This is a genomic window from Rothia sp. BD8 (genome assembly GCF_044878465.1).
GTDB classification, from domain to species: domain Bacteria; phylum Actinomycetota; class Actinomycetes; order Actinomycetales; family Micrococcaceae; genus Rothia; species Rothia kristinae.
Map to the genome: position 1 here is coordinate 90,227 of NZ_JANJES010000003.1, position 12,180 is coordinate 102,406.

Below are 12,180 nucleotides of genomic sequence, written 5' to 3' on the forward strand. Positions count from 1 at the left end.
CGGCGGTCGGTTGCGGCGGGGTGCTCAGCGGCGCTTGAGCAGGCGCCCCAGGAAGAGCACGAACGCCCCGAGGGAGACGGCCAGCGCGGACAGCGGGGCCCAGCGCTGCTTGGCGGCCTCCGGGTCCATGGCGTTGTCCGCGAGGCCCTCGGCGACGTCGCGGGCCCGGTTCGGGACGGCCTTGGCGTCCGCGGTGGTCTTGCCGACCAGGCCGCGGGCGGTGGAGCTGACCCGCTCGGTCTGGCTGGAAAAGTCGTCGCGCAGGGTCTTGAGGTGGTCGCGGCGGGCCTTGGTCCGCTGCTCCACCTGCTCGCGGGTGGGGGTGGGCTCCTCGGGCACCTCGCCGGCATCCTCGCGGCGCTTCTTCTCCTTCTTCTCGGCTTCCTTCTCCTCCTGCTTCTCGCGCAGCTCGCGGCGCACGCGGGAGGAGGTGTAGGCGGAGCCTTCCTTAGCCACGCCGAGGTCGTAGAGCAGGCCGAAGATCGCCGACTCCGGCTTCAGCGGCAGCTGCTTCTTGATCTTGGAGATCCCGACCAGCACGAAGATCGCGAGCAGGATGAGGAAGAGCACGCCGAGCAGCAGGGCGGCCAGCCAGGCCTCCATGACCTTGGCCAGCCCGGCCACGGCAGCCACGAGCAGCACGATGACGGCGAACAGCGCGAAGACGAGGCCGACGGCGACGAAGGCGGCGCCGACGCCCAGCTTGGCGCCCTTCTCCTTCATCTCCATCGTGGCGATCTTCAGCTCGTCCTTGACCTGCTTGGGGCCGAGCCGGGAGGCGACCCTGGAGATGCCCACGACCTGGCGGGCGCCGTTCTTCAGCGACGCGAAACCGCCCCGGTAGGACCGGGGCTCAGCGGTGGTGCGGGTCTCCGGCGCACCGGGTTCGTGAGACATCAGTACTCCCTTGTGACGACGTGATGGTTCAGCTCCCAACGTACCATCACGGATCTGCATCGACGGCCTCGGGGAGGAGCCCCCAGCCGGGGTTCACCCCGCTTTCGTCGCGCCCCATTTCCTCCCGATCACCTGCCGGTTCATGCCTCGGCCCGAGCGATCGCCTCACGGGCCGACTGCGTCCGATAGATGAACCCGCGCATCGGGACAGCCACACCCACCTGCCCGGCCCGGGCCACCACAGTACCGGTCTGATCCTCCAGCTCCGACGGACGCCCAGCCGCAAGATCCCGCTGCATCGACGACGTCGTCCCCGCCGCGAAGCCATCGGCGTACACCGCGAAGACCTCAGCAGCATCCTCCTCGGTGAACTCCACCCCATGGGCCCGAGCCACCGTCCGCACCTCCTCGATCGCCTCCCACACCAGGGACCGGGTGCCCTCATCCGCACGGGTCTGCCCCACCGTCAGCCCCGTCACCGCCCCGACCCCGCCGTAGGAGGCGATCAGCGCCAGCTTCTTCCACAGGGCCCGCTGCACATCCGCCACGGGCACCAGCTCCACCGTCTCCTCGGCGTCCTCCGTCGCGATCCGCACCCGGGGAGCATCCGCCCACCCCGTGCGGGCCACCAGGCGCACTCGATGCCCGGCCTGCTGCAGCCGAACCGCGAAGTACAGGCCCATCGCCCCAGCCCCATGGATCATGGATCTCCACGATCCGACTTCTCCCCGTCCGGAATGGGCGAGGTGCGCATCACACCCCCAGGGTAACCCGGACGGGACGCAGAAAAGGCCCCCTCCCCTTCCGGGGAGGAGGCCTCCAGGCTGGCTCCCCCGACTGGACTCGAACCAGTAACCCTTCGATTAACAGTCGAATGCTCTGCCAATTGAGCTACGGGGGACCGTGGCCGCAGCGGCTCGCGCCGCTGGCAACAACACGGTACTCTACCGGCCGCCGCGCGAGCGCGCAAAACCGGCCTGCGGTGACACTGAGCACGCCCGACGTCTGTCCCGAACCGGACGACCCGCCTCAGGTTCCGGCCAGCTGACGGCGTCGGGACTCCAGCTCCAGCAGGTCCCGCTGCACGGCCTGCCACCGCTCCCGGTCCCGGGCGGCGTCCAGCCGGTTCAGCTCCGCGAGCTTATCCGCCTTGCGGGCCACGAGCTCCTGGATGAGCAGCCGGTTGAGGATCCCGGCCGCGTAGCGGGTCAGCTGATCCGGGGTCGCGGCCGGGATCTGCGCGACGGAGAGCTGGGCGATGAGCCCGTGGGCCTCCGGATCCGCATGGGCGCGGATCGCGTTGACCCACGCGGCCCCGGGCGTCCGGCTGGCCTCGCCCGCCGCGGCCAGCACGGCCCGCAGCACCTCGTGGTGCAGGGCGTAGCGCACCCGGGTGCGAGCCAGCACCTCCCACTGGGAATCCGCCACCAGGTCCGGCTGCTGGACCAGAACCTCCAGGGCCTCCCGCTCCATCCGCGCCGCCGGATCCCGCAGATCCGGGACCTCGAAGCGCCGCCTCTCCTCCCGGTGGGCATCCTGCTCCTCCGGCTGGGCGCCGCTCTGCTGCTGTGGAGCGGGCTCACCGGGGGCGCGGGCGGCGGCGTCGACGGCCCGCTCCACCTCCACCGGCTCCATCCCGATCCACCCGGCCACACGCCGCGCGTAGGCCGGACGCAGGGCAGGATCCCGGATCGTCGCGATCATCGGCACGACGGCGCGCATGGCCCGCACCCGCCCCTCCAGGGTCTCCAGGTCGTAGTCCTCCAGGGTCACCCGGATCGCGAACTCGAACAGGGGCCGCTTGGTCTCCAGCAGGTCCCGCACGGCCCGGTCCCCGCGGGCCAGACGCAGATCGCACGGGTCCATCCCGTCCGGGGCCACGCACACGTAGGTCTGGGCGGTGAAGCGCTGATCCTCCTGGAAGGCGTGCAGCGCGGCCTTCTGCCCGGCCTCGTCGCCGTCGAAGGTGAAGATCACCTCTCCCCCGGAGCCGTCATCGCCCAGCAGGCGCCGCACGATCTTGATGTGCCCCGCGCCGAAGGCCGTGCCGCAAGTGGCCACGGCCGTCTCCACCCCGGCCAGGTGCGCGGCCATCACGTCCGTATACCCCTCGACGACGACCACCTGCTGCCCCTGGGCGATCTTCCGCTTGGCCAGATCGATACCGTAGAGCACCTGGGACTTCTTGTACAGGGCGGTCTCCGGGGTGTTCAGGTACTTCGGCCCCTGGTCCTCCTCGAACAGCTTCCGCGCCCCGAAGCCGATGGTCTCTCCCGTGATGGTGCGGATGGGCCAGATCAGGCGCCCCCGGAACCGGTCGTACAGTCCCCGCCGACCCTCGGAGAACATGCCCGTGGCCTTCAGCTCCTCCTCGGTGAAGCCGTGGTCCCGCAGGTGCTTGAGCAGGTGGGACCAGCCCTGCGGGGCATAGCCGACGCCGAAGCGCTTCGCCGCGGCGCCGTCGAATCCGCGCCCGCCGAGGAAACGCTGGGCGGCGGCGGCCTCGCGGGTGTAGAGCTGGCGCTCGAAGAACTCCTGGGCGATCTTGTGCGCGTCCACCAGCCGCTGCCGCCGGCCCTTCTCCTCCCGGTCAGGGCCGCGCCCGTTCTCGTAGTGCAGCTCGTAGCCCACGCGGGCGGCCAGCCGCTCCACGGTCTCGGTGAAGCCGGTGTGGTCCATGGCCATGAGGAAGGCGATGACGTCCCCGGACTCCCCGCAGCCGAAGCAGTGGTAGGTGCCCATCTGCGGGCGGACGTGGAAGGAGGGGGTGCGCTCGTCGTGGAAGGGGCACAGCCCCTTGTAGGAGCCGATGCCGGCGGACTTCAGCGTCACGTAGCCCTCGACGATCTCCCGGATGTCCGTGCGCGAGCGGACCTCGTCGATGTCTTCGCGTCGAATCAAACCAGCCACGGTCGCATCCTAGCCGCCGGGTCCCCGAGTCCCTCCCGAATTCCACAGTCGGCCGAATCGAGGCACATCCCCGCCGGTCTCACCAGAGCGGCTTGTCCCCGATCCGCCAGGACAGCCCGGTGATCCGATCGTGCAGGCGCACCGCGGAGGAATCCGTCAGGGAGGCCACCTGGTCCACGGCCAGGCGCAGCCGGGCGGCGTCGTCGGTCGGGCCCAGCTCCCGCCAGTCCGCGGCGAACACCGGATCCAGGAAGAGCCCATCGGTCTCCAGCAGGGCCTCCACCAGCACGGTGAGGATCTCCCGCTGGTTCTCATACAGCGGCTCCTGGTCCCGCACGGCCATGACGTAGGCGGTGGCGATGCCCTTCATCACGGCGATCTCGTTCTCCGTCTCCCGCGGCACCCGGATCTGCGCGGCGTAGCGGGTCAGGCGCCCGTCGCCGAACTCGGCGCGGGTCGCCGCCAGCGCCGCTCCGCTGAACCGGCCGATCAGCCGGCTGGTCAGGGCCTTCAGGGCCGCCATCGACGCCCGGGTGCCGATCATGTCCGGCAGCCACTCGGGCAGGGTCTCCAGCCGCCGCAGCGCCGCGTCCAGCTCATCCGGGTCCCGGTCCGGGGTGTACCAGCGGCGGGTCCACAGGATCACCCGCTCCCGCTCGGCCGGCCGGGACATCCAGCCCAGCTGCACGTGACCGGCGAACACGGCGTCCTCGACGTCGTGCACCGAGTAGGAGATGTCATCGGCCAGGTCCATGACCTGCGCCTCGAGGCACTTGGTCCCCGCCGGGGCGCCCTCGCGCAGCCACGCGAACACCGGCAGGTCATCCTCGTAGACCCCGAATTTGCGGGACCGGGCGCCCTTCTTCACGGGGGCCTCCGCCCGGGTCCAGGGGTACTTGCAGGCGGCGTCCAGGCTGGCGCGGGTCAGGTTCAGTCCGGCCGAGACGCCGTCCGGTCCGATGACCTTGGGTTCCAGGCGGGTGAGCAGACGCAGGGTCTGGGCATTGCCCTCGAAGCCGCCGGCGTCCTCGGCGATCGCGTCCAGGGCCGCCTCCCCGTTGTGCCCGAAGGGCGGGTGCCCGAGGTCGTGGGACAGGCAGGCCGCGTCCACGACGTCGGGGTCGCACCCGATCATCCGGCCCACCTCCCGGCCCACCTGCGCGACTTCGAGGGAGTGGGTCAGCCGGGTGCGCACGAAGTCATCCGAGTTCGGGGAGACCACCTGGGTCTTGAAGCCCAGGCGGCGCAGGGCCGAGGAGTGCAGCACGCGCGCCCGGTCCCGTTCGAAGTCGCTGCGGTACAGACTGCGGTGCTCCTCCGGAACCCACCGCCGGGCGTCGTCGGCGGTGTACCCGGGGGTTTCCGGGCGCACGAGGTGCGGATCAGCCATGCTCACCCTCCGGAGATGTCGAGTTCGGCGTCGGCCAGGCCCAGGCGCTCGGCGTCGCCCAGGATCCGGGAATCCAGCCAGCCGTCAGGAAGGTGGGGCTTCTTCGGGGAGCCGGCCCGGCCCCGCGGACCCTCCACGGCCGCCCCCGGATAGGGCAGGGACAAGTCCAGCTGGTCCAGCAGCTCGCGGAACTGCTCCAGGGTCGCCACCTGCGCCATCTGGGCGCGCAGCTGCCCGCCCACCGGGTAGCCGTGGAAGTACCAGGCCACGTGCTTGCGGATCTCGCGCATCCCGCGCTGCTCGTCCCCGAAGGTCTCCACGAGCAGCTGCGCGTGCCGGTGGATGATGTCCGCGACCTCCGCGACGCCGGGGCGGAAGCGCTCCGGGCTGCCCTCGAAGGCGTTCTGCAGGTCCCCGAACAGCCAGGGGCGGCCCTGGCAGCCGCGCCCGACGACGACGCCGTCCACCCCGGTCTGCTCGACCATCCGGGCCGCGTCCTCGGCGGAGAAGATGTCCCCGTTGCCCAGCACGGGCACGTCCGGGATGGCCTCGCGCAGCTCGGCGATCGCGTCCCAGTCCGCCTGACCGGAGTAGTGCTGGGCCGCGGTGCGCCCGTGCAGGGCGATCGCGGCGACCCCGGCGTCCCGGGCGGTCTTAGCGGCGTCCAGGAAGGTCAGGTGGTCCTCGTCGATGCCCTTGCGCATCTTCACGGTCACCGGGATCTGCGCCCGGGAGGCCTCCCGCACGGCAGTGGTCACGATCGCCTCGAAGAGGTCCCGCTTCCACGGCAGGGCGGAGCCGCCGCCGTTCTTCGTGACCTTGGGGACGGGGCAGCCGAAGTTCAGGTCGATGTGATCGGCCCGATCCTCCTCCGCGACCATCCGCACGGCCTTGCCGACGTTGACGGCGTCCACTCCGTAGATCTGGATGGAGCGGATCTCCTCGTCGTCGTCGTGCTCGATGATGCGCAGGGACTCGGGGCGTCGCTCCACCAGGGCGCGGGCGGTGACCATCTCGGTCACGTACAGTCCGCCGCCGTAGTCCCGGCACAGCCGACGGAAGGCCCGGTTGGTGACCCCGGCCATGGGCGCCAGCACCACGGGCACGTCCACGGTGAGCTGGCCCAGCTGCAACGGGGGCAGGCTGAGCCTCGTCGTGGGGGTGGTCTGGAGGGTCGGAGCTGGTGCGGTCACGTCCGTCATTGTGTCACAGGGTGTTTCGCCCTCCGCAGGAAATCCGCGCCCGCCCCTGGGGCGCTCCGCGACCCCGTGCCTACTGTGGAAGGGATGAGCCCGGCGCCGCGCCGGGCCCCGCACAGAGGACCTCGAGCCGGGGCGCGTCCTGCCCCGGTGCCGAAGGAGGACGCATGCAGCGCTATGAGAACCGTCGAGCCGTGATCACCGGTGCCGCGACCGGCCTGGGGCAGGCCATCGCCCAGCGCCTGGCCGCCGAGGGCGCCCGCCTGGAGCTGGTGGACATCGACCGGGAGGGGCTCACCGGCACCCAGGCCGCCGTGCACGGACAGAGCCCGCAGGCCCAGGTGGGCCTGCACCTGGTGGACGTGGCAGATGAGGCCGCGGTCCAGGAACTGGCCCGGACCCTCGGGGAGGACGGGCCGGTGCACGTGCTGGTGAACAACGCCGGGGTGGATTCGCGCGGCGGCAAGGTGCACGAGTACCCCACCGAGCTGTTCGATCGGATCATCGCGGTGGATCTGAAGGGCACCTTCCTGATGACCAAGCACCTGGTGCCCCTGATGTTCGACGCCGAGGACCCGGCGATCGTGAACATGGCCTCCTTCTCCGGGCTGGCCGCGGACTTCGACCGCTCCGGGTACAACGCAGCCAAGGGCGGCGTCGTGAACTTCACCCGCGCCACCGCCGTGGACTACGGCGAGCAGGGCATCCGCGCCAACGCCGTGTGCCCCGGGACCATCGAGACCCCGCTGATCGACAAGCTGGCCGGCTCCGAGGACGAGGCCGAGGGCCGGAAGTTCCGCGAGGATCAGACGCGGGTGACGCCGCTGCGTCGCCTGGGCGACCCCTCGGAGATCGGCGCGGCCGTGGCATTCCTGGGCTCCTCGGACGCCTCCTTCATCACCGGTCAGACCCTCACCGTGGACGGCGGGGTCATGGCCTACACCTGGCCGCAGGCGATGCTGTAGGTCGTTACCTCACCGGCGGGGGCCGCCGGGGATCTGCTCGAGGCTCGGCAGGTCCGCGGTGGCCTCCCCCCAGGCACGCTCCAGCGACTCCCGCTCCATCAGGACCCGGGGAAGATCCACCCGGGCCGCACCCGGATCGACGTCGGCCCCCGGCACCCCGGAAGCGGATGAGGCGAGCAGACCCTCCTCCCGCCAGTGCGGCAGGGCACGGGCGGCGTGGCCGGGGATCGTGCCGGCGGCGTTGACGATGCGCCACCAGCACTGCTCCGAGCCCCAGGCGTGCATCGTCCAGCCGACCACCCGCGGCACCTCCCCCACGACGTTCCCGATCAGCCCGTAGGTGGCGGCCCGGCCGCGGGGCACGCATTCCACCGCGCGCAGGATGCGCTCGACCCGCAGGTCATCCATCGTGCCGGACCTACCGGTCCGCGAGCACCAGGGTCTCCTCCTCCACGGAGGCGGAGCCGCGCTGGATCAGGGCGTCGACGAGCTCGACGAGGGTGGTCATGGCGTCGTCCACCTCGATGACGATCGGGTACTGGTTGACCAGCAGCGCGATCAGCTGCACGAGGTCCTCCCCCACCCCGGTCCGATCCGGGTCGTAGCCCAGCAGCACCTCGGTGGCCTCGTCATCGGAGACCTCCCGCCCCGGGGCGTCGGCGTCCAAGGAGCGGTAGCTGATCGCGAAAGCCGCGATCGGCGCCTTGCGACCCTCCCGCTCGGCCTCGAGCACGTCCTCCCGCAGCACGACGGCGCCGAAGGCCTCGGCCTCATCCGAGAGGAACAGCCGGTTGACCCGGCCCAGGGACTGCTCGGCCGGCGGGTCCCACTGGTGCACCCGCACGTAGAAGTCCCACAGGGCGCGGGTCAGCTCCAGCGAGCCGGTGGCCAGGTCCTCCACGGCCTGGGTGGGGCGCCCGGCCTCATCCTCGCGCAGCGGCTGCGGGGGCAGGGCTCCGGGCTCCACGCGGACCATCCGGCTGCGCTGGATCGAGCCGAGGCCGGCCCACTGGGCGAAGGCCGCCCCGGGGCTGCCCGGGACCACCTTGGTGCGCAGGGCGGTGACCCCGCTGGGGGCGGACTCGGCGTGTTCGCGCAGCCGCTCCAGGATCCGCGCGGCCAGGCCGGCGCGCCGGTGATCCGGGGCCACCTCCACGTAGCACCACAGCCGCTGGGAGTGCAGCGAGGTCTCGTAGACGGTGCCGGCCGCCACGGGCACCCCCTGGTGCTCGACGACGACGCTGCGCTGCCACGGCTGGTCCGCGTCCGGGCCCAGCTTGGCGCGGAACACGGAGGCCTGCACGTTCTCCGCGTCCGGCCACAGCTGCATGAGCTCGAGGTCGTCGCCGTCGCGCCAGGGGCGCAGGGTGTACTCGGACATGGTGCTCCTCGCGGTGCGCGGTGGTGGGTGCTACTTGATCAGCCGGCCGGCCAGCCAGGACTTCACCTGGTCCAGTCCGACCCGCTCCTGGGCCATGGTGTCCCGCTCGCGGATGGTCACGGCCTGGTCCTCGAGGGTGTCGAAGTCCACGGTGATGCAGAACGGGGTGCCGATCTCATCCTGGCGGCGGTAGCGGCGCCCGATCGCCCCGGAGGTGTCGTAGTCGACGTTCCAGGCGGTGCGCAGATCCGCGGCGAGCTTCTCCGCGACCGGGGTCAGCTCCGGCTTCTTGGACAGCGGCAGCACCGCGGCCTTGACCGGGGCCAGGCGCGGGTCCAGCTTCAGCACGGTGCGCACGTCCACCCCGCCCTTGGTGTTGGGCGCCTCGTCCTCGGTGTAGGCGTCCACGAGGAAGGCCATCATGGAGCGGGTCAGACCGAAGGAGGGCTCGATGACGTAGGGGACGTAGCGCTGCCCGCTGCCCTGGTCGAAGTACTCCAGGCGGGCGTTGGAGTGGGCGTTGTGCACGCCGAGGTCGTAGTCGGTGCGGTTGGCCACGCCCATCAGCTCGCCCCACTCGCCGCCCTGGAAGCCGAAGCGGTACTCGATGTCGATGGTCCCGGCGGAGTAGTGCGCCCGGTCCTCCTCCGGCACGTCGAACTTCCGCATGTTGGCGGGGTCGATGCCGAGATCCGTGAACCAGTTCCAGCAGTCCTCGACCCACCGGTCGAAGTGCTGCGGGGCGTCGTCGGGGTGGACGAAGTACTCGATCTCCATCTGCTCGAACTCGCGGGTGCGGAAGATGAAGTTGCCGGGGGTGATCTCGTTGCGGAAGGCCTTGCCGATCTGCCCGATGCCGAAGGGCGGGCGCTTGCGGGAGGCGGTGAGCACGTTATTGAAGTTCACGAAGATGCCCTGGGCGGTCTCCGGGCGCAGGAAGTGCAGGCCCTCCTCGTTGTCCACGGCTCCCAGGTAGGTCTTCATCAGGCCGGAGAACTGCTGCGGCTCGGTCCACTGGCCGCGGGTCCCGCAGTTGGGGCAGGCGATGTCGGCCATCCCGTTCTCGGGGGCGTGGCCCTTCTTCTCCTCGTAGGCCTCGATCAGGTGGTCCTGGCGGGCGCGGTGGTGGCAGGAGCGGCACTCCACCAGCGGGTCGGTGAAGGTCTCCACGTGCCCGGAGGCCTCCCACACGGCCTTGGGCAGGATGATGGAGGAGTCCAGGCCGACCATGTCCGCCCGGGAACGGACGAAGTGCTGCCACCACAGCTGCCGGATGTTCTCCTTCAGCTCCGCACCCAGCGGGCCGTAGTCCCAGGCGGAGCGGGAGCCGCCGTAGATCTCACCGGCCTGGAACACGAATCCGCGGCGCTTGGCCAGCGCGATGACGTTGTCCAGCGTGGACTTGGGTGCCATGAATGGGGTCCTTCCGTGGAAAGCATGGACGCGCCGGGCAGCACGACGCCGCCCGGCGCGGTCGGGCGTCTGCCCACCAGACTACCGGGCGGCGTCGGGCTCGGTAGACTCCGAGGGATGAGCACCGATCCCGAGCCGCTGAGCATCCGCGACGACATGATCCGCCTCGGCCAGGCGATGAAGCTGGCCAACCTGGTGGAGGACGGCCAACAGGCCCGCACCGTGATCACCGAGGGCTACGTCAGCGTCAACGGCCGGACCGTGACCGAGCGGGGACGCCAGCTGCACCCCGGCGACGTCATCGAATTCTCCGGGCGGGCGGTGCGGCTGGAGAAGGAGGCCTGAGCCCTCAGTCCTGATTCCGGTAGCGGATTCTGCCGACGAAGTTGCCGAGACTGCTTCCCAGGGCGGAGCTCAGCTGCTGACGCCGTTCCCCATCGACTCTCGTCCAGGCAGAGCATGCCCAGCACCGATGTCCCGACGGATCGCACATGCGCCTGGATGGAGAGCCGATGGGGATGCGCGATCGGGTGAGCGGCCATCACCCGTTGCCCGTCCGCGCTCCAGCGATACTGCTGGGTCATCAGCTTCGAAGAGCTGGAACGGGGCCGTTTGTGGATGCACAGCTGCTCGGCGTAGCCCATGCTGGCGTGTGCCTCATGCAGGCGCAGGCACAGCTCGTAATCCTCACCCGCCCGTGTGAACGACTCGTCGAATCCGCCTACGGCGGTGAAGGTCTCCGCCCGGGCGCCGAAGCTGCACCCCATCGCCATGGGCAGGCCTGCGAAGCGCAGGGCGACCCCGGCAGGCTCGGTGCGCTCCACCTCACGCAGCACCGCCGACGCCGGGCAGATCCCCTCCATTCCGTCGAAGGCCCGTAGGGACCCCGCGCCGGAGGCGAACTCGTGGCTGCGCAGCACGTCACTCATCAGGCGCACGAAGGCCGGCGTCACGATATCGTCGGCGTCGCAGAACAGCAGAAATCGACCGTGCGCCGCTTCCACCCCGACGTTGCGGGCCACGGCCGGTCCGCGCCCCCGGGAGGCATCCACCCACCGGAACCGCGGATCCGCGGCGGCGAAGGTCTCAGTCACATCCGCGGTCCCATCCGTGGAGCCGTTGTCCGCCACGATCACCTCGTACGGAAGTTCGGAGTCCTGATCCCGCAGGGCGGCCAGCTGGCAGGGCAACTCCGCCTGGGCGTTGTAGGCCGGGATGATGACGGAGACTTCGATGTCGGCGAGGTCCCTCCCCCGATCATCAGCAGTCATCTAAGCGATCCTCTCTATGTCCTCTATGTCGCAGCTCATCTCGCGTCGCTCGGCCCGCGCAACTGGGCACGGCGAGACAGCTCATGCCTCAGCCTCCCGTGCCACGTGGCGCAGGAACTCCCCCACGTGCCCGATCTCCTGCGGGCACACGCTGTGCCCCATCCCCGCGTAGAGCACCTTGGTGACCTCCGCGTGCTCTCGCAGCCAGCCCAGGGTCTCGGCGACCATCGGCTCCGGGATCACCGGGTCCTGCTGATCCCGGCCGTAGAAGACGGGCAGCCGAGGGCGGACCTGCGCCAGGGCGGCGTCGTGAGCGAAGTCCTCCGGCAGGGACGGGACGAAGCCGGACAGGCCGACGAGGGCCCGGGCGATCCCGGGCCGGTGGCGCACCGCGGAGGAGGCCACGGCCATGCCCTGGGAGAAGCCCAGCAGGATGACCCCGGCGTAGGGCTCCCGGTGCTCCTCGATCCAGGCGACCAGGCCCTCGGCCGCCTCGCGCAGCCCCTGCTCGTCCACGCCGATCCGCTCCCCGGGCGTCCCCGTCAGCGGGAACCACTGGAATCCGGGGCCACAGGGCTGCGGGGCGCGCATCGCGGCGTAGGTGAAGCCCTCGCCGGGCAGGGACGGGACCATGCTCATCAGGTCCCGCTCATTCGAGCCGTAGCCGTGCAGCATCAGCACCAGGTGGGTGCCGGCGCGCTCGGCCTCGGGGCGGGAGTACTCCACGACGGGGTCGAAGCTCATGCCCACCATG

Annotated in this window: 12 protein-coding genes and 1 tRNA gene; 2 read left to right on the forward strand and 11 right to left on the reverse strand. The window is 70.9% G+C overall.

Annotation, left to right across the window (positions count from 1 at the left end):
• Positions 1 to 24 precede the first annotated feature (24 nt).
• From NQ707_RS03420 to dusB, 6 genes are all read right to left on the reverse strand, one after another.
• Positions 25 to 897, reverse strand: a complete 873-nt coding sequence (locus NQ707_RS03420; protein ID WP_055684396.1) for a phage holin family protein — start codon at positions 895 to 897, stop codon at positions 25 to 27.
• Positions 898 to 1,037: 140 nt separating this feature from the next.
• A complete protein-coding gene (locus NQ707_RS03425) occupies positions 1,038 to 1,601 on the reverse strand; it encodes a ketopantoate reductase family protein (protein ID WP_055684395.1) in 564 nt (187 codons plus the stop codon).
• Positions 1,602 to 1,722: 121 nt separating this feature from the next.
• Positions 1,723 to 1,798, reverse strand: a tRNA-Asn gene (locus tag NQ707_RS03430).
• A gap of 128 nt (positions 1,799 to 1,926) precedes the next feature.
• The gene (gene dnaG / locus NQ707_RS03435) at positions 1,927 to 3,807 is read right to left on the reverse strand and encodes a DNA primase (RefSeq protein ID WP_358292125.1); all 1,881 of its coding nucleotides are present in this window, start codon (positions 3,805 to 3,807) and stop codon (positions 1,927 to 1,929) included.
• A 79-nt stretch (positions 3,808 to 3,886) separates the two neighbouring features.
• Complete coding sequence (locus NQ707_RS03440) at positions 3,887 to 5,197, reverse strand: deoxyguanosinetriphosphate triphosphohydrolase (RefSeq protein WP_358292127.1); 1,311 nt, start codon at positions 5,195 to 5,197, stop codon at positions 3,887 to 3,889.
• Positions 5,198 to 5,199: 2 nt separating this feature from the next.
• Positions 5,200 to 6,399, reverse strand: coding sequence for a tRNA dihydrouridine synthase DusB (gene dusB, locus NQ707_RS03445; RefSeq protein WP_055684392.1), 1,200 nt, complete (start codon positions 6,397 to 6,399; stop codon positions 5,200 to 5,202).
• Between the two features lie 164 nt (positions 6,400 to 6,563).
• Here dusB and NQ707_RS03450 point away from each other — a divergent pair, with 164 nt between their 5' ends.
• Positions 6,564 to 7,361 (forward strand): glucose 1-dehydrogenase, encoded by a 798-nt coding sequence (locus NQ707_RS03450; RefSeq protein WP_055684391.1) that lies wholly within the window; start codon positions 6,564 to 6,566, stop codon positions 7,359 to 7,361.
• Between the two features lie 9 nt (positions 7,362 to 7,370).
• Here NQ707_RS03450 and NQ707_RS03455 read toward each other — a convergent pair whose 3' ends face one another.
• Genes NQ707_RS03455 through NQ707_RS03465 form a run of 3 tightly spaced genes read right to left on the reverse strand, consistent with a single transcriptional unit; the run spans position 7,371 to position 10,155 of the window.
• Complete coding sequence (locus NQ707_RS03455; RefSeq protein ID WP_064724924.1) at positions 7,371 to 7,769, reverse strand: MGMT family protein; 399 nt, start codon at positions 7,767 to 7,769, stop codon at positions 7,371 to 7,373.
• A gap of 10 nt (positions 7,770 to 7,779) precedes the next feature.
• Positions 7,780 to 8,742 carry a GNAT family N-acetyltransferase gene (locus tag NQ707_RS03460; RefSeq protein WP_055684390.1) on the reverse strand — a complete coding sequence of 321 codons (963 nt, stop codon included), beginning with the start codon at positions 8,740 to 8,742 and terminating at the stop codon, positions 7,780 to 7,782.
• Between the two features lie 30 nt (positions 8,743 to 8,772).
• Positions 8,773 to 10,155, reverse strand: coding sequence for a glycine--tRNA ligase (locus NQ707_RS03465; RefSeq protein WP_055684389.1), 1,383 nt, complete (start codon positions 10,153 to 10,155; stop codon positions 8,773 to 8,775).
• Between the two features lie 117 nt (positions 10,156 to 10,272).
• Between NQ707_RS03465 and NQ707_RS03470 the strand changes: the two genes are divergently transcribed.
• Positions 10,273 to 10,500: an RNA-binding S4 domain-containing protein gene (locus NQ707_RS03470; protein ID WP_081046277.1), complete on the forward strand. Its 228-nt coding sequence runs from the start codon at positions 10,273 to 10,275 to the stop codon at positions 10,498 to 10,500.
• Here the strand turns inward: NQ707_RS03470 and NQ707_RS03475 are convergent.
• Together NQ707_RS03475 and NQ707_RS03480 are read right to left on the reverse strand one after the other, a co-directional pair.
• Entirely contained in the window at positions 10,392 to 11,426 is a 1,035-nt protein-coding gene (locus tag NQ707_RS03475) for a glycosyltransferase (protein ID WP_404434798.1), read from the reverse strand. The two genes, NQ707_RS03470 and NQ707_RS03475, sit on opposite strands and share 109 nt — an antisense overlap.
• A gap of 81 nt (positions 11,427 to 11,507) precedes the next feature.
• Positions 11,508 to 12,170, reverse strand: a complete 663-nt coding sequence (locus NQ707_RS03480; RefSeq protein WP_055684446.1) for an alpha/beta hydrolase — start codon at positions 12,168 to 12,170, stop codon at positions 11,508 to 11,510.
• Between the last annotated feature and the right edge of the window lie 10 nt (positions 12,171 to 12,180).